Source organism: Ornithinimicrobium pulveris (assembly GCF_050261105.1).
Classification (GTDB): domain Bacteria; phylum Actinomycetota; class Actinomycetes; order Actinomycetales; family Dermatophilaceae; genus Ornithinicoccus.
On the sequence record NZ_CP189837.1, the window covers coordinates 118,962 to 142,895 of the forward strand.

Sequence of the window (23,934 nt, forward strand, 5' to 3'; positions counted from 1 at the left end):
ACATTGGAGTACCTGGGCGCCCTGATCGTGGGGGTCATCATCGTCGGCGCGCTCATCACGGCGTCCTTCGGGCCCAACATCGCGGCGGCCTATGACCGGGCCATCTGCACGATCACCTCCATGGCACCCGGCGGCGAGGGCGGCTGCGAGGGGCGTGGCGACCCGGCCGACTTCGCCGGTCCCGACTTCGTGCCGAACTCTTGCACGGTCGCGACCTCCGGCTCCAAGGAGAAGGTCGACGTCTCGATCGCGATCGTCGATGCCGGCGGTTCGCACGGCGTGCAGATCGCCGAGGTCAAGAATGCCGATGGCACCACCAGCTATCGCGTCGCCCAGACCGGTGAGGGCAACCTCGGCCTCGGGGTCGGCATCGGCGGCAAGGGCGAGGGCAAGGACACTCCCAAGGCCAAGCTCAGCGGCGACCTCAAGCTCAAGGGCTCCTACAGCGGCGGTCCGACCTACTCGGTCGACTCCCTCGAGGAGGCCCAGCGCATCCAGAACCAGCTGATGTCCAACCCCTTCGCCGATGTCGGCCACGAGCCGATCAGCGAGACCACCACCTGGGGCGGCGAGTTCGAGGGCTCCCTCGACCTCGGCATCGGGTTTGGCAAGAAGGACGGCGACAAGGGTGGGGACAGTGGCGGTGACAACCCCACCGACACCCCAGATGTCGGCTTCAACGGAGCCCTGACCGGCGGCCACCAGTACTCCACCACCACCAACGAGGACGGCAGCACCGTCTACACCACCAGCTGGTCGGGCGAGATCAAGGGCGGCGGCAAGGTGCCCGACGCCGCGGACGCCTCCGGCTCCTGGAAGGGCACGACCAGCATCGTCATCAAGCGCGATGCCAACGGCCAGCTCGTCGAGGTGCAGTTCAAGACCGCCAGCAAGGCCGGCTCCAACCTCAAGGTCGGCGGCAAGGAACTGGCTGCCGCCGGCAATCAGAACCATGACACCGTCACCACCTCCACCCTGAAGGTGACCAACGCCAACCGGGCCACGGTCGAGAACTGGATGGGCGACCCGAGCGACAACTACATGGGCTTCAAGCCGCTGCAGACCATGCTCTGGGACCCGACCAAGCCCGGCACCGACCCGGTGATCAACATGCTCTACAACGAGGCCCAGATCAGCCAGGTGACCATGAACAACCTGGAGGACAGTTACTCTGTCGGCGGCGAGGTCAAGTGGGGGCTGAAGCTCGGAGCCAAGTACACCTACACCGACTCAGAAGGCAACATCGTGGACGCCCAGTACGCGGGCGCGCCGGAGAACGGCCGCCGTCCGTGGCACAACATGGACGTCTGCTTCCAGTGAGGACAGCAAGAGGATGACCGTGAAGAAGATGATCGTGATGACCGCTGCCGTGGCGCTGATGCTCACGGCCTGCGGACCCGAGTCGGAGGTGAGCAGCACGTCCACCACCCAGGACAACGTCGAGGCCGGCGGCTCCGAGGACGCCGGAGCGACCCAGGAGCCGGGCGGCCGGATCGACAATCTCCCGGCGGCCACCGAGGCCCCCGACAGCACCGAGCGCGGCGTCACCGGTCGGGCCCAGGTCGAGGTGCCGGAGGGGTGGACCGAGACCCATGTCGATGATCTGTTCAACCTGCGCTACCAGGCCGGCGAGAGCGAGACCGACCCGATGCTCAGCCTCGCGGGCGACTTCGGCCGATTCCGGATGTCCCGGTCGGCCGCCAGCGTGCTGATCGCCGAGATCCAGATGGGCACCCCCGGCTTCACCATCCACTCCCAGCAGGACATGGACGTCCCCGGCGCCAGCAATGCCGTCCGCGTCAACTTCTCCTGGGGCACTGAGGACGAGGAGGCCGGCGTGATGGACGGCATGTGGATCCTCGCGGTGGACAGCAGCAACGCGCAGACGATCGGGCTGGCGCTCTCCGGTGGCGAGGACACCCTGTCCGAGGCCGACTTCGACCGGGTCGCCGACTCCTTCACGATGCTTCCCGAGCAGGGCTGACCTGTCTTGGGGGAGGTCCTGACCTGGGGGGTTCCGGCCGCGCTCGCGCTGCTCGGCGCCGTGGTCGGTGAACTCGTGCGTCGCCGCCTGAGCACCCGCAGCTACCGCTACCCGGACGAGCGCACCTTCGCCGAGCCGAGGCAGTGGTGGCTGATCCCGCTCGCCGCCCTCGTCTGGGGCGGCCTCGCGTGGGGCCTGCTCCACCGGCCGGCCACGCTGGTCGTCTTCCTGCTGCTCACGGTGCCGTTGCTCGCGCTCGCCGGGATCGACCAGGACGTCCACCGGCTCCCCGACCGCATCCAGAAGCCGCTGATGCTGCTCGTCCCGCTCCTTCTCCTCGTCCCTGCTGCTATCGAGGGCGAGTGGGGGGCCTGGGTTCGCGCGTTGGTCGGCGGCCTGATCGCGCTGGTCGTCTACTACCTGCTCGCCGTCGTCGGGCAGGGTGGGCTCGGCCTGGGTGACGTCAAGCTCGCCCCCATTCTCGGTATGGCGTGTGCCTGGTTCTCCTGGATCGTCCTGGGCATCGGGCTGGTGGCGGGGTTCTTCCTCGGCGCGATCTGGGGCATCTGGTTGATGATCGCCCGTGGAGCCAGCCGCAAGGACTACATCCCGCTCGGTCCCTTCCTCATCGTCGGCGCCCTCGGCACCGTGGCGGTGCTCGCATGAGTCGGCTCCGGTCGTGAAGCCTGCCTTCGTCGCCGGGCCCGAGGTGCTGCTCGTCAATGACAGCCCGGTGGCCAAGGTCACCGTCGCCCGCACCCACAAGGAGAAGGGTCGCGGCCTGCTCGGGACCTCCTCGGTGCAGGGCGCGCTCTGGCTGGACGGCGCCTCGAGCGTGCACATGATGGGGATGGCCTATCCGATCGACGTGGCCGTCCTGGACCGCGACGGTGTGGTCCTCAAGGTCGCCACCCTGCCCCCGTGGACGGGCCTGACCCGACCCCGCCTCCACGGCCGCGCGGTGGTCGAAGCCGCTGCCGGTTCGATGACCACCTGGGGTGTCCGCGAAGGTGCGCGGTTGTCGGTTCGTCGGCCGAACGCCATACGGGATCGGGCTCCCGGGGGACCCGAGACTGCGTGAGCGGGCCGCCCGGGCGCGGCGGGCGTTTACGATGAGTGGCGTGAACATGAGGGGATTCGGGGTGGTCCTTGCGATCGGCGGGCTCGCTGCGGCGGGTTTCGCGCCGGTGCCGCGCGCGGCTGCGGAGCCGGCGATCCCGGTCGTCGACGCGTTCGTCATCGACATTCCGGTGCAGGAGGGCGAGGCGGTGGCGCGCTTCGAAGGCGCGATCCACGGGGCCTACCGGGTGCCCGGCGGGACCGTCGTCTACTGGTCGCTGCGCGAGGCCGAGGGGAGCTCGATGGGGCTGGCGACCGCGCTGCAGTACGACGACCTCGACCTGATCGGCGGCGTGCTCGCCGACCCGCGCTCGCTGGACGTGCTGTCGCCGGTGAGCAGCGGTGATCGATGCGTGTGCACGACCTCCAGCGACATCCCGTCCTCGATCGACAGCTCACGCTTCCAGGCGATGTACACCACCTTCCCCGTCATCCCGACCTCCACCACGATGATCGATGTCGACGTCGATGGCCGCGGGACGATCGTCGCCGGCGTGCCGGTGCACGACGAGCTGCCCGCCGGACCGCAGGTGGACGCCGCGATGACCCTGCTCGGGACCGGCTGGCCAGCCGCGCCGACGCCCGAGGCGCTGGCCAATGTGACCCGGCGCGATCCGCAGGATCTGGTGGGGCGCAGCACATCTGACGGTGGCAAGGTCACGCGCGAGGGGACGGGGAGTGAGGGGCTGGTGCGCTTCGACGCCGACGTGCTCTTCGACTTCGACCGCGCCGACCTGAACGCCGAGGCCCGCGACGTGCTCGCCTCGGCGATCGGGGCGCTCGACGACGCCGGCGCGGTCCGGATCGAGGTCGTCGGGCACACCGATGGGCAGGGCACGGCGGAGTACAACCAGGAGCTGTCCGTGCGTCGCGGCGAGACCGTCGCCGATGTCATCCGCGCCGCGCTGCCGGGCGTGACCGTGAGCGTCGAGGGCAAGGGTTGGGACGAGCCGATCGCGACCAATGACACCGAGGAGGGCCGGGCCAAGAACCGGCGGGTGACGATCAGCTATTCGGGGCAGCCGGGTGAGTCGGAGTCCTCGGAGACTGGGTCGGGTGCGGGCGATGGCGCGGGTTCGACCGATGGTGCGGATTCGACTGACGGCGCGGATGACGCGCAGACGACGGAAGGTGGCGGCCGATGAGGCGCTGGGGGATGACGCGGTTGGTGGCGGCGGTGGGTGCGGCGGCGTTCGTGCTCGGCGGGTGCGACCTGGCCTCGGACGCGCCGATCGTGGCTCCCGTCGGGCCGACGGCGGACGCGACGCACCAGCCGGGTGACGACGCGACCCCGACGATCGTGGGGTATGCCGCAGCCGCTGCCGAGATCGAGGCCAAGCTGGCGCAGACGAGCGGCCAGCCGATCGACACCGTCCAGGGCAGCGTCGAGGGGGTCGACGGCGAGATCGTTGCCGACATCGTGGAGATCCGGGCGACTGAGCTGTCGATCGTGCTGCGGATCCAGCTGCGCCCGGCGGGCGAGGAGAGTGTGGACCTGACCGGCGTCGACGGTGGGTTGAGCGGTGAGCTCGGTGAGGGCAAGCGCACGATCGCTGACATTGCGTTGGTCGACGAGGCCGGCGAGCGCCAGGTCCTGCCCACCGTCTACCGCCCCGAAGCCGCCACCGAGGACCCCGACCAGCGCTGCATGTGCTCCACCCTCCCCGCAGTCCTGCCCCCTGAAGGCGTCCGCGTCACCGCCCACTACGTACGCCCAGAAGACGGCTTCCGCTCAGTCAAGGTCCGCATCCCCGGCCTCGGCGACAGCCGCCCCCTCGCCCCCGCCGGTCCCTAACGCTCCCTCCCCCTTCGACCGGACGCGCGTGGTGTTCCAGATATCGCCCACCGGACGCGCGTGGTGCTCCAGATATCGCCCACCGGACGCGCGACCGCTCTTCCGCTGGGTCTGCCACCCTGTCCCGTATGCCGTTGCTCACCCCACCCGACACCCTCACCGCGGTGCAGCTCGCCCGGGCATTGCGGACGCGGGAGCTGTCCGCCCGTGAAGCCCTGGCTGACCACCTCGCCCGGATCGAGGCGGTGAATGACGAGGTCAACGCCGTTGTCACCCTCGTGGCCGACCAGGCAGAGGACGCTGCGGACCAGGCAGATCGCCGTGCGATGAGCTCTGGGAAGACGGGTGAACCGCTGCCCCCACTCCACGGCATACCCATGACCCATAAGGACACCCACGCCACCCGCGGTGTCCGCACGACCTCCGGCTCGCCGCTCGCGGACCTGATCCCGCTGCACGACGAGGTGATCCTGGCGCGGCTGAAGGCGGCGGGCGTGGTGAGTACGGGCAAGAACAATGTCCCGGAGTTCGCGGCGGGAAGCCATACCTTCAACGAGCTCTTCGGAGCGACCCGCAACCCGCATGACCTGACCCGCAGCGCCGGTGGCTCATCGGGCGGGGCGGCCGCTGCGCTCGCAGCCGGGATCCAGGCGCTCGCGGACGGCTCCGACATGGGCGGCAGCCTGCGTAATCCCGCGTCCTTCTGCGGGGTCGTCGGACTGCGACCCAGCCACGGCCTGATCCCCATGGGCCCCAACCTCGACCCGCACGCGTGGCTCTCGGTGACCGGCCCCATGGCTCGGACCGTCGACGACGTGGCGCTGATGATGTCGGCGATCACCGAGCCCAGCTCGGCGGCGGCGTTCGCGGACGTGCTGGATGCCCGAGCCGTCGACAGCCTCGAGGGACTGCGTGTCGGCGTCAGCGTGGATCTCGGTCTCGGGCTGCCCGTTGAAGCGGGCCCGGCCGAGGCGGTGCGACGCGTCGCGTCCGTCCTGACCGAGCTCGGCGCGCACGTCGAGGACGCGTCCCCCAGACTCACCAAGGCCGACCTGGTCTTCGACACGACCCGCGCCTTCGCCATGGCATTGGCCCTACGAGGAGTGGTCGACGGGCACCGCGAGGACGGGCTCGTCAAGCCCGAGGTGCTCTGGAATGTCGACCGAGGCCTCGCGCTCTCCGGCCCAGATCTCATGGACGCCGCCGTCGCCCGAGGGCGCTTGGATGCAGCGGTGCGCCGCTGGTTCGGCCGCTTCGACCTGCTGCTGACGGTGACCTCGCAGGTGCTGCCCTTCGCCGTCGAGGAGCGCTATCCGACGTCTATCGCCGGGGTGGAGATGGGCAGTTATGTGGAGTGGATGCGCTCCTGCTCGGTCATCTCTGCCACCGGGTGCCCCGCCCTGTCACTGCCGGCAGGGTTTGCCACGTCGGACAGGTTCGACGCGCGTCCTGCGGAGCACTCGCCGCAGCACTCGCCTCAGCGTCCCGGGGAGCACCCGCCCCTCCCGGTCGGGGTCCAGCTCGTCACCCCTATCGGCTCCGACGCCCGCCTGCTCCGCATCGCCCGCACGCTCGAGGCCGCCCTCACCCCTTGATGTGCAGATCCGGCTGTGCAGGATCTGCGCCCAGGCACCCGACACGCAACACCAGATCTGCACAGTGCAAGGCACGCCGGGGCTCGGTGGGTGCTCCGCCTTACCGCCTCGGCGATTTCCCCTACATCTAGCCCGGACTCACCCGAACCACACGGGCGCTGGCCAGGCCTCACGCTCACCAAACCACCTCAGCGAAGGCCCACCTCACCCGTTCGTCACCCGGATCGTCCCCACGCTCGTCCGCAGGTCCAGGACGTGCTCGGATGTCGCATCCTCGTCCACGTCGACAATCGCCTCACCCGCCCCAGCCGTCGTCGTCCGGACGTCATAAGCGACCCCCGCCGGCACGACCACCGTGATGTCCCCGACCGACCCGGTCGCCCGCAACATCCGAGGCGCCTCGGACAGCTCCACCCGGATGTCGCCCACGCTGCTCGTCAGATCCAGGTCCTGCGAGGACGACTCCTGCACCCGGATGTCTCCCACCGACGTCCTCAGGGTGAGATCGCCGCTCACATCGACCACCCCCACATCCCCGACGCTCCCGCCGATGGTCACCGGCCCGCCCTCAGGCACGACCACGTCCCAGTCCCCCACGCACCGCTGGAAGAACCCACCACCGCACTGCATCGACAGCTGGACATCGTCGGAGGCCGTCCGCGAGACCTCATGCTCCGGCGTGACAAAAGCAGACCGCGTCGCCAACCGCACCCCAGGCTCTCCCTCGCTGACCAGCACATCGCCGTTGGTCCGGGCGATCTCCACGCCCTCGCCCCACTCTGGCCAGGCGATCTCGGTCACCTCCGAGCGCTCCACCATCTCGGGCACCATGCTGGCCGCCCCACCCAGCACCAGGACCGCGGTGAACGCCGCCCCGAGAGCTTTGAGCACGCCATACCGGCGGGGGCGCGGGGGCCTGGGCGCCTCGCGCGGCGACCATCCGTCCGCGGGCGTCCACCCGGCCGTGTCCTGCGGCGTGACCGTGCTCATCGCGACTCCCCGTGTTCCATCCACTGCAGCACCGCCAGCACCCGCCGGTGGTCCACCGTGGTCGGCGCGAGGTCGAGCTTGCTGAAGATCGAGGACACGTTTTTCTCCACCGCCCCCTCGCCGATATACAGCTCCTTGCTGATCGCCTGGTTGCTCCGCCCCTGCGCCATCAGCCGCAGCACGTCCAGTTCGCGCGGCGTGAGCCGGGCGAGCGGGTCGGCGTTGCGGGCGCGAGACATCAACTGCGACACCACTTCTGGGTCGAGCGCGGTCCCGCCGGAGGCGACCGTGCGCAGCGCCTCGATGAAGTCACCGGTGTCCGCGACGCGGTCCTTGAGCAGGTAGCCGACGCCCTTCGCCCGCCCCGCCAACAGCTCGGTCGCGTAGCGCTCCTCCACGTACTGGCTGAGCACGAGCACCGCCACCTCGGGCAGCTCGGAGCGCACCTCGAGCGCCGTCTCGATCCCCTCGGAGGTGAAACTCGGCGGCATCCGGACGTCGACGACGACCAGGTCGGGCCGGTGTTCGCGCACGCTCGCCAGGAAGGTTTCCGCGTCCGGGCACGCGTCCACGACCTCCATCCCGGCCGCCTGCAGCAGGCGCACGAGGCCGTCGCGCAGGAGCACCGAGTCCTCGGCGAGGATGACGCGCAACGTGTCGGGGGTGTCGGGTCCTGCCCCGAGTCCCGTATGCCGTGTGCCCACCTCGGGCGTCTCCTGCTGGCTCATGCGGTCCTCCGGTCGCGCAAGGGAAGAGTGATCGCGATGGTGGTGCCACCGTCGATCGGTGAATGGACATGGAGGTCGCCATCGACCGAGGCGACTCGCTGTCGCAGGCCGGTGAGGCCGGTCCCAGCGCCGATGACCGCGCCGCCCTGACCGTCGTCGGAGACGGTGATGGCGAGGGCGTCGAGGCCGTGCAGGGTGCGCGCCAGGCCGAGGTCGACCGTGGCCTTGGTGGCCTGCGCGTGCTTGGCGACATTGGTGAGGGATTCGGAGATGCAGAAGTAGGCGATGGCCTCGGTCGTGGGGTCGAGCCGTTGTGTGAGGCGTGTCGTGACGGTGACCGGGATGGGGCTGCGTTCGGCGAGGGCGGAGACGGCGGCGTCCAGGCCGCGGTCGGACAGGATCGGCGGGACGATGCCGCGGGCGACCTGACGCATCTCGACGATGGCCTCCTTGCTCGCAGCGTGGGCCTCGTCGAGGAGGGCGCGGGCGGACTGCGGGTCGTCGTCGAGCTGGGTGCGGGCCAGGCCGAGGGTCATGGCGATGGAGACCAGGCGCTGCTGGGGCCCGTCGTGCAGGTCACGCTCGATCCGGCGACGCTCGGCCTCGACGGAGTCAACGGTCTCCTCACGGGTGGTGGTCAGCGTCTCGACCCGCCGCGTCATCACGCGCAGCTGCTGGTCGGGGTCGGCGCCGATCAGCCAGCGGGCCAGGGTGACGTCCACGCCGGCCAGGCCGCGGGCGAAGTAGGGCAGGCCGATGAAGAGCACGATCCCGGCGAGGAAGAGCAGCCCAGCCCCGAGCGGGGTGTGGATGGTGATGCCAAAGAAGTTGAGTCCGTCGGGGGCGTTCTGCTGGAGGACGGGAGCGGCTATCCAGACGAGGGCATGGCCGACTGCGGTGATGACGAAGCCGCTGATCAGCACTCCCCAGAGGCCCTTGATGGCGACCCAGCCCATGGCGCGCAGGCGCGGCTGGTCCATGCCGAGGTACTGCCGCCACTTCGGCGCCGTGCTCGGCGGTGGCGATCCGATGTCGGTGCCGGTGAACGCGAGCAGCAGGTGCCGCTGAGCTGCGCCCAGCAGCCACGCACCCCAGAGGGCCGGGACGAGGAGGAGCAGACCCACCCCCATCGCAGCGATCGAGAAGAAGCCCCCGATCGCGATGGCGCCCACGCACAGGCAGAGGACGGCCAGCACCAGATCGGGCCCCCGCAACGCAATCGCCCACCAGCCATCGATCCATCCCTTGGCGAGACGGGTGACGGGGTTGCCCCTGCTCGCGCCGCCCCCACCCGCGCCCGCTAGGACGCTGGTGCCCCCCGCGCTGGTGGCGCCGCTGTGGGCCATCGCGCTGGTGGCGCCGCTGTGGGCCATCGCGCTGGTGGCGCCGCTGTGGCCCATCGCGCTGGTGGTGCCCCCCGTGCCGTAGGTGCCGCTTGGGCCCATCGCGCTGGTGGTGCCCCCAGCGGCGTAGGCGCCTATCGCGCTCGTGGCGGCCACGGCGGATGGCCCGTCGGCGGTCGCTGGGAAGTTCATGCCTTCAAACCTAGTGATCGCCACCTCTGGGCCACATGGGGCTAACCCCCCGAATCTCCCACCCGCTCACCCGATGCCTCACCTCAGTGGTCAGTACACCTGGCCCACGCATCGCTCAGGCGCGCCCATCGCGGACCCTCCCGCACTTGACCCTTAGGCCAGGCAAGGTTACTCACGGAATGTCGTAGATATTGCGTTGCAGAGCGTGAGCAACCTTGTCTGACGTTCACTTGTCTGACGTCCAGGTGCTGGCCGATGTGGGCCTGCGACATATGGAACTCATCGCCTGCTCGCTCGCTGCCGTCAGCCCATGATGCGCTGCCGTCAGCCGGTGATGGCTTCGCGCTCCTGGGCCCTGGCGATGGCCTTGGCGATCTTGGCGCGAAGGCGCTGCGGGTTCCGGAGGTCTGCCCAACTGATCCGGACCACCTCGTAGCCCTGATCGCGAATGTCGTCCTCACGCAGCTTCTCGTTGAAGAGGGCCTGACTGTCATCGCCGTACTTCACCCGACCATCGAACTCCAGCAGCACCTTCCAGCGATCGAGCTTGAGATCGACCCTGCCGAGGAAGACACCGTGGTCGTCACGCACCTCGAACTGCGGCGTGCACGGGCCGAGGTCCATCAGATGCACCTGCCAGCGCAGCCGGCTCTCACCCACCGATGCACTTCGTCCATCTGAGAACTCGATGACCCGTTGAACGGCAGTGATGCTGAGCCCGGCGATCAGCTCCACGGCAGCCTCCACCTCCGCGACCACCCGCGCGCGTGCTTCCCCATCCCGTCGTCCGAAGGCCTGGACGTCCTGCTCCTCGGCGTGATGCAGGACCCCGTCCAAGGCCACGATGCCAGCCTCAATCCCGTCGCCGGCGGCCACCTGCAGCGCGGCAACGACGGGCGAGACCACCTGCAGCCCATCGACCTCAAGGACGAACTCCGGATCGATGGGCACGTGGACGTGGACCGCCTCGTCCCGACGACCCCGCCGGCCATCGGTCCGCGACAGATGGATGAAGCCGTTGTCGCCGTGGTACCGGAGCCCATGCACCATCAAGGCGCTGGCGTGACTGATCGCGTGGGCGTCGACGTCCCATCGCGCCAGGCTCCGTCCCACCGCCAGCGTCCGCAAGCGCCGGACCTCCCAGTCACTGGCGCCCGCCGCCGATTCCGCGAGGATCAAGGCGTCACGACGCACGCGAGTCAGCACCCTCCTGCGCACCAGGGCGCAGACCTGGTTCGGCGTGATCCCCGCCCGATGGAGGTCACCCGCGCTCGCCACACCGCCCTGCCCCCGCATCAGGGTTTCCACTCGTTCCTCGATGTCCCCGCTCATGCTCGACAGTCTGGCCGACGCACCGCCCGCACCCCGCCGGTTATCCACAGGGTCCTTCCACCATGCGGAAACTGCGACTCACCGACGCGGAACGCTGCGACACCAGCGCGCACCGCTACGTTCCGAACACCACGTCGCTCCCCGACACAACGAGGTGTTCGAGATGACCCATCCCTCCCAAGAGGTCCTGCGCGATCCCCATCCCAGCCTCTATAACGAAGACCTGGCCCCCCTCCCGGTCGACAAGCGCAAGTGGGGCTGGTTCGAGATCTTCAACGTCTGGTCCAACGACATCCAGAGCCTGGCGGGCTACACCCTGGCCGCCAGCCTCTTCATCACCGCCGGCATCTCCGGCTGGTGGGTCTTCGCGGCGATCCTGCTCGCCGGCCTCATCATCAAGATCCTCTGCGACCTCGCCGGCAAGCCGAGCGTGAAGTACGGGATCCCCTATCCCGTCCTCGCACGCGCCTCCATGGGCGTCCGCGGTGCCCAGTTCCCCGCAGTGGTCCGAGCCGTGGTCGCCATCTTCTGGTACGGCGCGCAGACCTACTTCGCCTCCACCGCCGTTGCCCTGGCACTCAACGCCCTCCTCGGCAACCCCGGCGGCGCGACCTTCATGGGCATGGACTGGGTGGCCTGGCTCTCCTACGTCATCGCCTCGGCGCTGCAGGTCTACCTCTTCCTCGGCGGCATCGAGAAGATCGGCGGTTTCCTCAACGTCGTCGGCCCCGCCGTCTATCTCGTCATGATCGCCCTGCTCGTCGCCATCTGGGTGCGCGCGGGCGGCGGCATGTTGGAGGCCGTCGGCACGATCTTCTCCTCCGAGGATGTCCGCGGCTGGGCCTGGGTGATGGCCTTCGTCGGCGTCGTCGGCACGATGGTCGCCTACTTCGCGGCGGTCGTCATCAACTTCGGTGACTTCGCCCGCAACGTGCGCACCGACGAGCAGATGCGCTTCGGCAACTCGACCGGCCTCATCGCCAGCCTCGCGCTTTTCACGTTCCTGTCGGTCTTCATCACCGCTGGCGCCTACATGGTCTATCAGAACGCCGAGGGCGAGCCGATGACCAACCCGACGGACATCGTGGCCGCTGCCGACAACGTCTGGCTGACCGTGCTCGCCGCGGTCACCTTCCTGCTGGCCACCCTCGGCATCAACGTGGTCGCCAACTTCATCCCACCGGCCTACTCGCTCAGCAATGTCGCCCCCAGCAAGGTCAGCTTCCGCACCGCGGGCATCATCACCGCCTCGGCCGGCTTCGTCATCGGCGCGCTGTGGGTCTCCACGATCTCCCAGATCGGCCTGCCCAAGTTCGTCGACACCCTCGGTGCCGTCCTCGCCCCGCTCTACGGCATCATCATCGCCGACTACTACCTCATCCGCCGCCAGCAGCTGCGCCTCCAGGACCTGTTCAGCATGTCCGAGCATGGCGCCTACTGGTTCGACAACGGCTGGAACAGCCGCGCCATCATCGCCTTCGTCGGCGGCGCGATCTTCTCGATCGCGACGGTCTGGATCCCGGCACTCTCCGGCCTGGCGGGCTTCGCCTGGATCATCGGCGCCATCCTCGGCGGCGTCTTCCAGATGCTGCTCATGCGCGGCCGCATCACCGAGAAGGACCTCACCCCCACCGCCTGATCCGCAGGCCGCCCGGCCCGACAGCACGCCCCGGCGCCCGACAGCGCGACCGCGGCGGCGTGATGGACCGCCCGACGCTCCTCTCCGCAGGACCGGGCGAACCCAAGACAAGGTTGCTCACGCAATGCAACGCAATATCCATGACATTGCGTGAGTAATCTTGCATGGCCCTGGGGAAGCGGGGCGAAGGTGAAGCTACGTGGACCGACAGCCCCGGGCATGGGGAAGGGCGCGAACCCAATGCATTGGGGAAGGGCCAAGACCCCCGGGCATGGGGAAGGGCGCGCCGGCCCGTGATACGGCGCGCCCTCCCTCCCCGGTTTCCCCGGGTCCGACGGCGTGTCAGCCAGTCCGCTGAAGGGGTGCGGGGTCGGGACCGGCCGTGTCGCTCGTCGTGAGGTGAACGCTAGTCCGCACTTGGTCAAGACGGAGTCTGGTCCAGGTATGGAGTTGGTCAAGAAATTCTTCAGCCCCACCTCAGCGCGACTCTTCTCAGGCGGCCCGCAACGGGTGTACGTTCCGATCTATGGGGTCTGGGCGACACCGTCTGGTTGTGCCCGTACTCAGCATCATCGCGTTGATGGCGCTGCTGGGTGCCACCTTCATCGCGCCCGCGGCCACCGCCGCTGCCGCCTTCGCCACGCCCGCGGCCACCGCCGCCGCCGCCTTCGCCACCCCCACCAGTGCCCCGAGCGCCCCCGCCACCACCGCCATCTCCGGCCCACCGACCTCCCGCCTCGCCGGCTCCGACAGATACGCCACCGCCGTCGCCATCTCCCGTCATCGCTTCGCGGACCCGGCCAGCGCGCGCACCGTCTACCTCACCCGCGGCGACAGCTTCCTGCACGCCCTGCTCGCCGGTCAGCTCACCGACGGCCCGGTCCTCCTCGTCCGCCCCAACTGCGCCGACCTCCCCACCACCGTCCGCGCAGAGATCGACCGCCTCAACCCCACCACCGTCATCGCCCTCGGCACCACCTCCGGCGTCTGCGACGACATCCTCAAGACCGCCGCCGACGGACGGCACACCGAGCGCATCACCGGACCCACCCACGCCGACATCGCCCGCCACCTGGCGAGCCGAGCGTTCCCGCGGGGGGCGGACACGGCATACCTGACTCGGGGCAAAGTCACGGCGGACGCGGTGGCGGCCGGCCAGCTCAGCGACGGCCCGGTGCTGCTCACCAGCGCCGACGGCCAGACCATCCCGCCGGCCACACAGCACGCCATCGAAGACCTCCACCCCACCACGGTCATCGCGCTCGGCGGCACCGCGACGATCCCCGACGCCACCCTCCGACGAGCCGCCGATGGGCGCCAGACTGCCCGCCTCGGCGGCGACGATCGCTATGCCACCGCCGCCCGCATCGCCGCCCACGCCTACCCCCAGCGCACCGCCCGCGCCTACCTGGCCCGCGGGGACGGCTCGCACTACGCCGACGCGATCACCTCCGGCATGCTCACCGACGGCCCAGTCCTGCTCACCCAGGGCGCCTGCACCAAGATCCGTGGCAGCGCCGCCGCGACCCTCACCGCCCGTCACCCGGACCGGCTCATCGCCCTCGGCGGCACCGGGGCGCTCTGCGACTCCCTCCTCGCTGGCGCCTCGCTCGCCGCCCGCCCCAAGCCCGACTGCGCCGTCCTCAAGTGCGTCGCGCTCACCTACGACGACGGGCCCGCCTGGCCCACGCCCGGATTGCTGGACACGCTGGCCCGCGAGCGTGTCCCGGTCACCTTCTTCGTGGTCGGCCAGATGGTCGACGCCCGCCCCGGCACCGCGGTCCGCGCTTGGCGTGAGGGGCACGAGATCGCCAACCACTCCTGGAGCCACCCCCAGCTCAGCACGCTTACCCTCGCCGAGCAGCGCACCCAGATCGCCAGCACCAACGCCGAGCTGCGCTCGCACGGCATCCCGACGCCGACGTTGCTGCGCCCGCCGTACGGGTCCTACGACGCCAACACCCGCCGGCTCGGCTACCCGCTGATCATCTGGGATGTCGACCCGAGCGACTGGGACGGGCCGCCGTCGCCGGCGACGACGCGCGCCCGGGTGCTCGCGGACGTCACGCCCGGCTCGATCGTGCTGATGCACGACCTGCACAACAACACCGTGCTCGCCACCCCGGGGATCATCGCGGATCTGAAGGCGCAGGGGTACACGATGGTGACCGTGTCGGAGCTCATCCCGAACCTGCGCGCGGGCGACCTGGTCTACCGGCGCGGCACGGTGGTCCCGGCCGACGTGCCGATGTCGCCCGACCAGCTCATCGAGACCGACGGCGGCCGCACGCTGGGGCCGCAGCTCGACGGGTCGGGGATCCCCGGGGTGGCGCGCGAGATCCCGCTGCTGGAGCTGCTCGAGGAGATCTCCGGATGACCCGATCCCGTATGCCGATTCCCACCTCCCCCACCGCCTCGCCTCGGTGGGTGGGCCGGGTGGGTGGAGCGCGCGGGGGCCGGGTGCGCCGAGAGCGCGTAAGACGGGTGGGTCGAGAGGGCGTGGGTGCCCGCGTGCTGGCGGTGCTGGTGGCGTGCGCGTTGGCGTTCGGGTTTGGCCCGATGGCGTCGGGGGTGGAGGAGGCTCCGTCCGAGGCCGACGCCATCTCGAGCACAGCCAGCACGTCCAGCGTCGGCGCGAGCAGTGGTCGGCTGGGCGGCGCCACCCGCTATGACTCCGCCGTCGCCATCTCCACGCACGCCTTCGCCGACGCATCGACAGCCAGGAGGGTCTACCTCGCGCGGGGAGACATCGTCATCGACGCCCTGACCGCCGGGACTCTGCGCGACGGCCCGGTCCTGCTGACCCGGGGCGGGTGCGGTGAGGTCCCCAGCTCGGTCCGTGCCGAGATCCGCCGACTCAACGCCTCCTCTGTCGTCGCTCTCGGGGGCACCGGTGCGGTCTGCGACGAGGCGCTCCAGGCCGCCGCTCAGGGCCGACCCACGCAGCGCCTCAGCGGCACCACCCGCGCCCACACCGCCGCCCTGATCGCCCGCCGGGCCTTCCCCAACGGTGCCACCAGGGTGTACCTGACCCGCGGCGACGTCACGCCCGATGCGGTCGCCGGGGGCTCGCTCACCGACGGGCCGATCCTCCTGGCCAGCGCCGATGGGCGGAGCGTGCCGGGGGAGACGAGGGACGCCATACGGGACCTGGGGCCGAGCACCGTCGTCGCCCTGGGCGGGACCGGCGCCGTCTCCGACATAGCGCTCGCCGCCGCCGCGGACGGGCGCCGGACCCAACGCCTCGCCGGCGCGGACCGCTACGCCACCGCCGTCGCGATCGCCGACCATGCGTACCCGACCCGCACCGCCCGCGCGTACGTCACCCGCGGCGACGGCCTCAACCTCGTCGACGCTGTCGCCTCCGGCATGCTCACCGACGGCCCGGTCCTGCTGACCCCCGGCACCTGCGAACCTGTCCGCGCCAGCACCGCCTCCGCCCTCACCCGCCGCCACCCCGACCGCGTCGTCGCGCTCGGCGGCACCGGCAGCCTGTGCCAGTCGACCCTGCGCGGCGCCGCCCTCGACGCCCGCCCGGCACCCGACTGCAGCCGCCTCAGGTGCGTCGCCCTCACCTTCGACGACGGCCCGAGCAGTCTCACCCCGCAGTTCCTGGACGTGTTCGCCCGCGAGCGCGTCCCCGCGACCTTCTTCGTCATCGGGCGCAAGGTCGCCAGCCGCTCGGCCACGGTCCGCGCGACCTTCATCGAGGGCCATCAGATCGGCAACCACACCTACGAGCACCTGCGCCTACCGACGCTGACCCTCACTCAGCAGCGCGAACAGCTGGACCGCACCGACGCCGCCCTCAAGGCCATCGGCGTCCACCCCACCGCCCGGATCCGCCCGCCCTTCCTCGCCTTCGACGCCAACACCCGCCGCACCGGCCGCGCGGTGATCATGGCCGACACCAACCCTCAGGACTGGAAGGGCGGCACGGCGGCCGAGATCCGTGCCTACATCCGCGCCAATGTCCGCCCCGGCTCGATCATCGTCCAGCACGACACCCTCGACACCACCCTCGCCGCGATGCCCGGCGTGATCGCCGATCTCAAGGCCGCGGGCTACACGATCGTCACGGTCGATGAGCTGCTGCCGAACCTGCGCGCGGGCGACGTCGCCTACAACCGCACCAACGTCATCCCGGTCGGCACCGAGATCGACACCACCGTGCCGCTCACTCTGGACGACGGCCGCGAGCTCGTGACGACGGACACCACTGGGGACGCCACCGACTGATCGTCTGCGGCAGACTCCGTCTCATGCAGCTCGCCCACCTGGTCGCCACCTCCGCCGCCGTCGCCGCGACCCGCGCTCGCTCGGCCAAGGTGGAGCGGCTCGCCGCCACCCTCCGCGACGCCGTCCCGTATGCCGCTTCCCACCCAGACCCCGACCGTCTCGTCGCGGTGGTGGCTGACTACCTGGCGGGCACGCTCCCGCAGCGCACGATCGGCGTCGGCTGGCGCGGGCTGCAGGACCTCCCCGACCCGGCCGCCGAGTCCTCGCTCACCATCCACGACGTCGACCAGGCCCTCACCGCCATCAAGCACCTCCAAGGCCAAGGCTCCACCAGCAAGCGCACCCAGCACGTCCACGACCTCTTCGCCCGCGCCACCGCCGACGAGCAGCGCTGGCTCCAGGGCCTGATTACCGGCGAGCTCCGCCAGGGCGCCTCCGACGGCGTCCTCCTGCCCGCGATCGCCCAGGCCGCCGAGGTCAAGGAGACCCTGGTCAGAAGGGCAGTGATGCTCGCCGGCTTCCCCGGCCCGGTCGCCGCCGCGGCCCTCCTCCACGGCGCCGACGCCCTCGAGCAGATCCGCCTCGAGGTCGGCCGCCCCCTGCGCCCGATGCTCGCCGGCTCGGCCCCCGACGTCGCGAGCGCCTTCCCCGACGGCACGGCAACCGCGGTGGACGCCAAACTGGACGGAATCCGCATACAGGGGCATCTGGATCGGTCCGCGGAGCCGCGCGTGCGGCTCTTCACCCGGTCCCTGGAGGAGATCACCGACCGCCTGCCCGAGGTGGTCGCCGCGATCGAGGAGCTGCCGGCGGACACCGCGGTGGTGGACGGGGAGGTGATCGCGCTCGCCGAGGACGGGCGGCCGCAGCCGTTCCAGGTCACCGGGGCCCGGACTGCCTCGAGCGCCGACCCGGAGAAGTTGGCGCGCGAGACGCCGGTCACGACATACCTGTTCGACCTGCTGCACCTGGACGGGACCGACCTGGTCGACGAGCCGGCTACGACCCGGTGGGCGGCGCTCGCCGAGCTGGCGCCGGGGCTGGTGGTCGACCGGGAGGTGACCGAGGATGCGCAGCAGGCGCAGGAGTTCTTCGAGTGGGTGCTCGCCCGCGGGCACGAGGGGGTGGTGGTCAAGGACCCCACTGCCCCGTATGCCGCCGGCCGTCGCGGAGCAGGGTGGGTCAAGGTCAAGCCGCGCCGGACCGCGGACCTGGTGGTGACCGGGGTCGAATGGGGCAGCGGGCGGCGGCAGGGGTGGCTGTCCAACATCCACCTGGCGGCGCGCGGCGCGGACGGCGAGCTGGTGATGGTGGGCAAGACGTTCAAGGGGATGACCGACGCGATCCTGGAGTGGCAGACGCAGCGGTTCCTGGGGCTGGAGACGCGGCGGTCCGGGCATGTGGTCGAGGTGGAGCCGGTGCAGGTGGTCGAGATCGCCTACGACGGCGTGCAGACCTCGCGGCGCTACCCGGGCGGGATCGCGCTCCGGTTCGCGCGGGTGCTGCGCTACCGTGACGACAAGGGGCCCGAGGGGATCGACACGGTGGAGGATCTGAGATGACGAAGGAGCCCGTATGACGCAGGACGAGCGGTTGCAGGCGGTCGGCACGGTGGTGCGCTGGGAGCACGGCGGCTTCGGGGCGCGGCAGGGATCCGGTGAGCGGCGGTCGGTGCCGGTGGTCCGGTTCACGACTCAGGACGGTCGCGAGGTGGAGGCGATGGCGCGGACGGCGGTGGACCTCGGGATCTATCGGACCGGACAGCGGGCCGAGGTGCGCTACAACCCCATCGATCCGCAGGACGTGGTGGTGAACATCAACGGGAGCACTCGGCCGTGGGTGATGTTCGCGATCTTCGGGATGGTGGGGTTGCTGGTCTTGTTCGTCCTGCTTCCGGTGCTGTTCATGATGATGACCTGATCTACGCGAACGGTCCGCTTCGGTGGCCCTGGAGTCCACGTCGCCCCCGTGCACACGGACGTGCGCATCCGCCCGTATGCCGTCGCCCACCTGGTGTTCCGAGCCCGCCTGAGTGAATGCGCACGTTGGCCTGCACGGGTCAAGACGTGCGGAGACCAGTCAGGGCAAGGACCCGGGACGCGCCCAGTGTCCGAGTTCCGTCAGTGCAGGTGCTGGGCGAAGGAGGTCAGGCCTTCCTCGCCCACGACCTCGCCGGGGAGGAGCGGCACCTCAACCGTCGGCACCGTCGGTAGCGCGGAGCGCAACTGCTCGATGTAGCCCTCTTCGACCAGATGCCGAGCCGCGAGCAGGTCACCACCATCCCGCGGTGACCGCTTGTTGACGACCAAGGCATCGACGGACATCCTGGCCCGACGCAGCTGCTGCTCCAGCTCGATCGTTTCCAGAACCGGCAGCCGTTCTGCGGCGAGCACGATCACGAAGGAGGCTCGCTTCGGGTCCTGGAGCACCGTCCGCAAGGACCGGAAGCGCTCCTGACGCCGGTCCAGGATCGCCTTGATCTCGGAGTCCCGCTTGGCGCGCCGGTCCTGCGTCTTCCTCGGCCCGACGGACGTGCGCGAGGTCCCGACGATGTCGGCCGAGCGTTGGTCCTCGCCCTCCAGCCCGCGGAGCGCAGCGCCGAACTTCGCCGACCGATCCTGCCGCCGCAGCAACCCCTCTGTCCAGGCCTGCATCATCTCCGGCAGGGCGAGCAACCTGGAGGTGTGTCCGCTGGGGGCGGTGTCGAAGATGATCAGCTCGTCCGGCGACCGGCCCGCCACCACCTCGGACACCCGCTCCAGGATCGCCGCCTCGTGCGTGCCAGGCGCATCACGCGCGAGCTCAAGATGCTTGCCCACCTCGCCCTGCAGATGGTCCGGCATCAGCCGCTCCATCGTCCGGCGCACGGCCTTTAGGTGCTCATCGGTCGTCTTCGCCGGATCGAGCTCCAGCCCTCGCAGCAAGGGCGCCAGCTCCACCGGTTCATCCCCCACCGGCCGCTGCCACAGATGCCCGAGGTTGTGCGCCGGGTCGGTCGACACCACCAGCGTCGGCCGACCCGCCCGCGCCTGTTGCAGCGCCAGCGCCGACGCCACAGCGGTCTTCCCGACACCGCCCTTGCCACCGATGAAGAGCACCTCTCGCTCACCAGCAAGCCGGCTCAGCACGGAACCTTCAGGCACAGCACTCCTCACAACGTCAGCCTCCACAGGGAGACACCCTCAACAGCACGACACGTGATCCAGCGGCGACCGGTCCAGCCCCATCCGCTGATGCCAGTCGTGAAACTGGTCATAGACCACCGGCAGCAACTCCACGGTGTAGTAGCTCGCCGGGTTCGGCACCCCCAACGCCTCCGCCATCACGATCACCAGGAAGAGATCGTCCTCGTCCTGCTGCGCGCGAGCAAAGGTCCGCCGATACGGGCCGGAGTAGAAGTCCCGCAACCCCGCCGCCACCTCGGCGAGGCGGTTGCGGGGCTGCGGGGTGTATGGCGTGTCGCTCACCGACGTGCGCCGGTGTCCTTGTCGTCCAGGACGTCATCCTGCGCGTCGCGGACCTCGTCGGTGGTGACCTCACCGGCCCGGGCGCGCCGCATGGCGAAGCCGGACTCGATGACGACCCAGATGGCGGACACGAAGACGATCGTGCCGAGCACGGCCAGCAGCCAGTTGCCATCGCGGAAGTAGCCGCCTAGCTGGACCACCAGGGCCCAGACCGTCATCGTCAGCACGAAGACCAGCGGGATGACGACCGGCAGGACGTTGCGCTTCAGCTGGAGCAGCAGCGCGGCCAGGATCGACAGCGTCAGCGCCGCGAGCAGCTGGTTCGTGGTGCCGAAGAGCGGCCAGATCAGCATGCCGCCCGTGCCGTCCGTGCTGGCGCCGAAGGCCAGGCCGAAGGACAGCAGCAGCACGATGAAGGTCGCGATGCCCTTGCCGAGCCGGATGTTGAACAGCTCGCCGATCTCCTGGGTGACGAAGCGGTGCAGACGCACACCGGTGTCCATCGTGGTCGCCGCGAAGAGCACGGCCATCGTGGCGAGCACGGTTGCGGACAGCGACTGCGGCAGCCCGATGCCGTTCTCGATGATGTTGCCGCCACCCTCGATGAAGGCCGGGACACCGCCGTTGCCGAAGGCGTCGTAGAGCGCCTCCCACTGGGCGACCGACTGGAAGCCGGCGGACACCGCGATGATCGTGCCGAGCGCGAGCAGACCCTCGCCGACGGCACCGAAGTAGCCGACGAAGCGGGCGTCGGACTCCTTGTCCAGCTGCTTGGAGCTGGTGCCTGAGGAGACGATCCCGTGGAAGCCGGAGATGGCACCGCAGGCGATGGTGACGAAGAGCAGCGGCACCAGCGACGGGGTCCCGGCCGGCACGTTCTCGTTGAAGGCCGGGGCCACGATCTGCGGGCTGGACAGCATGATGCCGCCGTAGAGGATGCCCAGACCGATGAACAGCTGCAGACCGTTGATGTAGTCACGCGGCTGGAGCAGCATCCACACCGGCAGGATCGAGGCGACACCCGCATACAGCATCAGCACGACGATCCAGAAGGCTGCAGCGTTCAGGCCGAGGATGGTGTCGGGCAGCGCCAGCGGCACCGCGTCGCCGATCAGGATCAGGCCATACAGCGCGATGACGCCGACGACCGAGACCCACAACAGACTCATCTTCCAGCGATAGATCGCCTGGCCGATGAGCAGCGCGACCAGGATCGCGCCCCAGGTTGGGATGACCGCGGTCGGCGTGGACACGAGCAGGTTGGCGATGACGACCGCGAAGACGGCGGTGACCATCAGCAGCAGTAGGAAGATGATGACGAGGAAGAGCGCCCGGCCGCGGCCGCCGATGTAGTCACCGGACAGCGTTCCGATCGACTTGCCGCGGTGGCGGGCGGAGGCCCACAGCGCGCCGAAGTCGTGCATACCGGCGAAGAAGACGGTGCCGAGCGTGACCCACAGGAAGGCCGGCACCCAACCCCAGATGATCGCGACGGCCGGACCCACGATGGGGGCGGCTCCGGCGACCGAGGTGAAGTGGTGGCCCCAGAGCACGAACTTGTTGGTGGGGACGAAGTCGACACCGTCCGTCATCGTGTGGGCGGGAGTCGGCCGGGAGTCGTCCAGGCCATAGATCCGATGGGCGAGGAACTTGGAGTACAGGAAGTAGCCCGCCAGCATCATCGCGACGCCGATGAGGGCCAGAACCACTGAGTTCATGGTGAGCACCTTTGCTCGTGCAGGGACGGTAGGGGTGTGACAGGAGTGATGCGACAGTACCGAGGCGCGCCAGATTCCCGGGAAACCCACAACGAAACGTTATGGAGTTGTGACCGACTTCCTCACTACGGCAACGGAGTCCAGTCTGTATACGGGGACTCGGCTGACCACAGATCGTTGCCCAGTTGCAGCACGGCTCGGTCGTCCCCCACGCGGCCAGCGCGGTGGCGGCCTTGTGTCCTGCCAGGCACTCGACCGCCTGGGAGCTACACCACGGCATACCTGCAGGGCAGTGGGACGACGATTGACCCCTGGCGGGCGCGCGCCTGGGGTGACGCCCCGATGACCGCGTCGACGCACAACGTGCGCGTCACCATGCCCTCGGTGACGTCCTTCCAGCTCACCTACTGGAACCGGGCAGCCGGATCCCACCTATCCGTCGACGGCGACCAGAAGATCTTCCTGTCCGACTTCTCGGTGACCTACGACGCCTGCGCGTGAGGCTCAGCCCGCGAGGTCGCCATTGCGTCGGTGCAACCACCCCTGGGCGGCGCGCTCGCCGCTGACCATCGCGCCCTGGATCGAGGCGTGGTCGACCCAGTCGCCGGCCACGATCAGGCCGGGCGCGATCTCCATGTCCCGGTTGGCCACGAACGGCGCCGGCTCCGCCGGAAGTGCCCACGGTATGTCGTCGCGCCGGACGATCTCCCACGTTTCCGCAGGTGCACCGTAGATCTCAGCGACGTGACGCACCACGTCCTCGTCGCTCACCGGGTCGACACCGGGCTTGAGCAGGCTGCTGGCCTGCACGAGGTGCTTGCCGCTGGGGGCATACTCCGGGGCGACGTTGGTCATCACGCAGGTGTTCTTGACCGGACCGTGGGTGCCCTCACGGGCGTCGACGATGACCATGTCCAGATCGGTGGGAGCCTGGTCGCAGGCGAACCAGTGCGTGGTCACGCCCTTGCCCTCCGGGATGTCCGCACCGGTGAGCTCAGCGGCGATCGGAGCCTGGGTGGCGACCACGACGAGCTCGGCGGTGAGTTCCTCCCCGTCCGCGATACGCACTCGGCCCGGAGCGACCTCACTGACTCGCGTGCCCAACCGGACCGGAGTGCGGAGGCGGGCGGCGAGCTGTGTGGGGAGTGACTGCATACCTCCGACGGGAAGCCCAGGCTTGCCGAAGGTGAACTTGCGCGCCATCATCCGTGCGAACGCGGTGGAGGTGCTGCCGTCGTCCTCGAGGAAGACTCCGGCGAAGAAGGCGTCGATCACGTGCCGGAGCGGCCCGACAAGCCCGGCGGCGTCCATCGACTCCTTGCGGGTGTCGTCCTCGCCGGTGAGATTCTCGATCGCCCACTCGGACACCAGCGCCGGGCTGGTCCAGCGGGTGAGGGCGGCCACGCTGGAGGGGTGCAACTTGCCCGAGCGCAGGGTGCGGGCGATGAGTTGCGGCTCGCGGCGTGGGTCGGCGATGACCTGGAGCTCCTCGAAGCGGCCTGAGCGCAGCCCAAGACCGGCCCCGAACGGGCGGACGTCGAGGGCGTCGACGTCGGCATACTGCTTCACGCGCGGGTAGGCAGGGTTGAGCACCTGAAATCCCCGGTCGAGCAGATAGCCGTCCACGATGTCGGTGCGGACGCGGCCGCCCACGGCGTCGTCGGCCTCGAGGACCTGGACGTCGACCCCCGCCTCCTCCAGGGCGATCGCGCACGTGAGACCGGCCAGACCGGCGCCGACGATGAGAACTTCTGGACCCATATCGGCAGGCTATGTCGAGCGTGCGGCCTTGT

General features: G+C 69.9%; 21 protein-coding genes. 13 read left to right on the forward strand and 8 right to left on the reverse strand.

Translation table 11 applies throughout. From position 1 onward, the window contains the following. The first annotated feature begins 3 nt into the window (after positions 1-3). The 7 genes from ACQBAT_RS00495 to ACQBAT_RS00525 all read left to right on the forward strand — a co-directional run bounded on the left by ACQBAT_RS00495 (position 4) and on the right by ACQBAT_RS00525 (position 6,493). Positions 4-1,320 (forward strand): hypothetical protein, encoded by a 1,317-nt coding sequence (locus ACQBAT_RS00495; protein WP_427197725.1) that lies wholly within the window; start codon positions 4-6, stop codon positions 1,318-1,320. Between the two features lie 13 nt (positions 1,321-1,333). Beyond that, on the forward strand, positions 1,334-1,984 hold the full coding sequence (locus ACQBAT_RS00500; protein ID WP_420746262.1) for a hypothetical protein: 651 nt from the start codon (positions 1,334-1,336) through the stop codon (positions 1,982-1,984). Positions 1,985-1,990: 6 nt separating this feature from the next. After that, positions 1,991-2,650: a prepilin peptidase gene (locus tag ACQBAT_RS00505; protein WP_420746263.1), complete on the forward strand. Its 660-nt coding sequence runs from the start codon at positions 1,991-1,993 to the stop codon at positions 2,648-2,650. A 13-nt stretch (positions 2,651-2,663) separates the two neighbouring features. Beyond that, complete coding sequence (locus ACQBAT_RS00510; RefSeq protein WP_420746264.1) at positions 2,664-3,065, forward strand: DUF192 domain-containing protein; 402 nt, start codon at positions 2,664-2,666, stop codon at positions 3,063-3,065. 46 nt (positions 3,066-3,111) lie between these two features. Beyond that, positions 3,112-4,248, forward strand: coding sequence for an OmpA family protein (locus ACQBAT_RS00515; protein ID WP_420746428.1), 1,137 nt, complete (start codon positions 3,112-3,114; stop codon positions 4,246-4,248). Beyond that, positions 4,245-4,898, forward strand: a complete 654-nt coding sequence (locus ACQBAT_RS00520) for a hypothetical protein (RefSeq protein ID WP_420746265.1) — start codon at positions 4,245-4,247, stop codon at positions 4,896-4,898. Before ACQBAT_RS00515 ends, ACQBAT_RS00520 begins: the two co-directional genes overlap by 4 nt. 128 nt (positions 4,899-5,026) lie before the next feature. Beyond that, positions 5,027-6,493, forward strand: coding sequence for an amidase (locus tag ACQBAT_RS00525; RefSeq protein WP_420746266.1), 1,467 nt, complete (start codon positions 5,027-5,029; stop codon positions 6,491-6,493). Positions 6,494-6,697: 204 nt separating this feature from the next. Here the strand turns inward: ACQBAT_RS00525 and ACQBAT_RS00530 are convergent, their stop codons facing one another. The 4 genes from ACQBAT_RS00530 to ACQBAT_RS00545 all read right to left on the reverse strand — a co-directional run bounded on the left by ACQBAT_RS00530 (position 6,698) and on the right by ACQBAT_RS00545 (position 11,078). Beyond that, positions 6,698-7,483, reverse strand: a complete 786-nt coding sequence (locus ACQBAT_RS00530; protein WP_420746267.1) for a DUF4097 family beta strand repeat-containing protein — start codon at positions 7,481-7,483, stop codon at positions 6,698-6,700. Beyond that, positions 7,480-8,136: a response regulator gene (locus ACQBAT_RS00535; RefSeq protein ID WP_420746429.1), complete on the reverse strand. Its 657-nt coding sequence runs from the start codon at positions 8,134-8,136 to the stop codon at positions 7,480-7,482. The genes ACQBAT_RS00530 and ACQBAT_RS00535 overlap by 4 nt, the downstream gene beginning before the upstream one ends. Positions 8,137-8,207: 71 nt before the next feature. Then, positions 8,208-9,746, reverse strand: coding sequence for a sensor histidine kinase (locus ACQBAT_RS00540; RefSeq protein WP_420746268.1), 1,539 nt, complete (start codon positions 9,744-9,746; stop codon positions 8,208-8,210). Between the two features lie 324 nt (positions 9,747-10,070). Further along, a complete protein-coding gene (locus ACQBAT_RS00545; protein WP_420746269.1) occupies positions 10,071-11,078 on the reverse strand; it encodes a hypothetical protein in 1,008 nt (335 codons plus the stop codon). 163 nt (positions 11,079-11,241) lie between these two features. Here ACQBAT_RS00545 and ACQBAT_RS00550 point away from each other — a divergent pair, with 163 nt between their 5' ends. The 5 genes from ACQBAT_RS00550 (at position 11,242) to ACQBAT_RS00570 (ending at position 18,876) form a co-directional block, all read left to right on the forward strand. Further along, a complete protein-coding gene (locus ACQBAT_RS00550) occupies positions 11,242-12,717 on the forward strand; it encodes an NCS1 family nucleobase:cation symporter-1 (RefSeq protein WP_420746270.1) in 1,476 nt (491 codons plus the stop codon). A gap of 553 nt (positions 12,718-13,270) precedes the next feature. Next, positions 13,271-15,094 carry a polysaccharide deacetylase family protein gene (locus ACQBAT_RS00555; protein WP_420746271.1) on the forward strand — a complete coding sequence of 608 codons (1,824 nt, stop codon included), beginning with the start codon at positions 13,271-13,273 and terminating at the stop codon, positions 15,092-15,094. A 122-nt stretch (positions 15,095-15,216) separates the two neighbouring features. After that, positions 15,217-16,956: a cell wall-binding repeat-containing protein gene (locus ACQBAT_RS00560; protein WP_420746272.1), complete on the forward strand. Its 1,740-nt coding sequence runs from the start codon at positions 15,217-15,219 to the stop codon at positions 16,954-16,956. A gap of 23 nt (positions 16,957-16,979) precedes the next feature. Further along, entirely contained in the window at positions 16,980-18,518 is a 1,539-nt protein-coding gene (locus tag ACQBAT_RS00565) for an ATP-dependent DNA ligase (protein ID WP_420746273.1), read from the forward strand. A 13-nt stretch (positions 18,519-18,531) separates the two neighbouring features. Further along, on the forward strand, positions 18,532-18,876 hold the full coding sequence (locus ACQBAT_RS00570) for a DUF3592 domain-containing protein (RefSeq protein ID WP_420746274.1): 345 nt from the start codon (positions 18,532-18,534) through the stop codon (positions 18,874-18,876). Positions 18,877-19,076: 200 nt separating this feature from the next. Here the strand turns inward: ACQBAT_RS00570 and ACQBAT_RS00575 are convergent, their stop codons facing one another. From ACQBAT_RS00575 to ACQBAT_RS00585, 3 genes are read right to left on the reverse strand one after another with little or no spacing between them, the layout of a single operon-like run. Then, on the reverse strand, positions 19,077-20,099 hold the full coding sequence (locus tag ACQBAT_RS00575; protein ID WP_420746275.1) for an ArsA family ATPase: 1,023 nt from the start codon (positions 20,097-20,099) through the stop codon (positions 19,077-19,079). Between the two features lie 39 nt (positions 20,100-20,138). Next, positions 20,139-20,423 carry a cory-CC-star protein gene (locus tag ACQBAT_RS00580; RefSeq protein WP_420746276.1) on the reverse strand — a complete coding sequence of 95 codons (285 nt, stop codon included), beginning with the start codon at positions 20,421-20,423 and terminating at the stop codon, positions 20,139-20,141. Next, positions 20,420-22,141, reverse strand: a complete 1,722-nt coding sequence (locus ACQBAT_RS00585; RefSeq protein ID WP_420746277.1) for a carbon starvation protein A — start codon at positions 22,139-22,141, stop codon at positions 20,420-20,422. The genes ACQBAT_RS00580 and ACQBAT_RS00585 overlap by 4 nt, the downstream gene beginning before the upstream one ends. A gap of 342 nt (positions 22,142-22,483) precedes the next feature. Between ACQBAT_RS00585 and ACQBAT_RS00590 the strand changes: the two genes are divergently transcribed. Further along, entirely contained in the window at positions 22,484-22,642 is a 159-nt protein-coding gene (locus tag ACQBAT_RS00590) for a hypothetical protein (RefSeq protein ID WP_420746278.1), read from the forward strand. A gap of 3 nt (positions 22,643-22,645) precedes the next feature. Here the strand turns inward: ACQBAT_RS00590 and ACQBAT_RS00595 are convergent, their stop codons facing one another. Further along, positions 22,646-23,902 (reverse strand): NAD(P)/FAD-dependent oxidoreductase, encoded by a 1,257-nt coding sequence (locus tag ACQBAT_RS00595; protein WP_420746279.1) that lies wholly within the window; start codon positions 23,900-23,902, stop codon positions 22,646-22,648. Positions 23,903-23,934 lie beyond the last annotated feature (32 nt).

Coding starts and splice junctions, on each gene's coding strand:
- ACQBAT_RS00500 (WP_420746262.1), top strand. CDS start 1,334: ATGACCGTGAAGAAGATGATCGTGATGACCGCTGCCGTGGCGCTGATG.
- ACQBAT_RS00515 (WP_420746428.1), top strand. CDS start 3,112: ATGAGGGGATTCGGGGTGGTCCTTGCGATCGGCGGGCTCGCTGCGGCG.
- ACQBAT_RS00520 (WP_420746265.1), top strand. CDS start 4,245: ATGAGGCGCTGGGGGATGACGCGGTTGGTGGCGGCGGTGGGTGCGGCG.
- ACQBAT_RS00525 (WP_420746266.1), top strand. CDS start 5,027: ATGCCGTTGCTCACCCCACCCGACACCCTCACCGCGGTGCAGCTCGCC.
- ACQBAT_RS00530 (WP_420746267.1), bottom strand. CDS start 7,483: ATGAGCACGGTCACGCCGCAGGACACGGCCGGGTGGACGCCCGCGGAC.
- ACQBAT_RS00540 (WP_420746268.1), bottom strand. CDS start 9,746: ATGAACTTCCCAGCGACCGCCGACGGGCCATCCGCCGTGGCCGCCACG.
- ACQBAT_RS00545 (WP_420746269.1), bottom strand. CDS start 11,078: ATGAGCGGGGACATCGAGGAACGAGTGGAAACCCTGATGCGGGGGCAG.
- ACQBAT_RS00550 (WP_420746270.1), top strand. CDS start 11,242: ATGACCCATCCCTCCCAAGAGGTCCTGCGCGATCCCCATCCCAGCCTC.
- ACQBAT_RS00565 (WP_420746273.1), top strand. CDS start 16,980: ATGCAGCTCGCCCACCTGGTCGCCACCTCCGCCGCCGTCGCCGCGACC.
- ACQBAT_RS00570 (WP_420746274.1), top strand. CDS start 18,532: ATGACGCAGGACGAGCGGTTGCAGGCGGTCGGCACGGTGGTGCGCTGG.
- ACQBAT_RS00585 (WP_420746277.1), bottom strand. CDS start 22,141: ATGAACTCAGTGGTTCTGGCCCTCATCGGCGTCGCGATGATGCTGGCG.
- ACQBAT_RS00590 (WP_420746278.1), top strand. CDS start 22,484: ATGACCGCGTCGACGCACAACGTGCGCGTCACCATGCCCTCGGTGACG.
- ACQBAT_RS00595 (WP_420746279.1), bottom strand. CDS start 23,902: ATGGGTCCAGAAGTTCTCATCGTCGGCGCCGGTCTGGCCGGTCTCACG.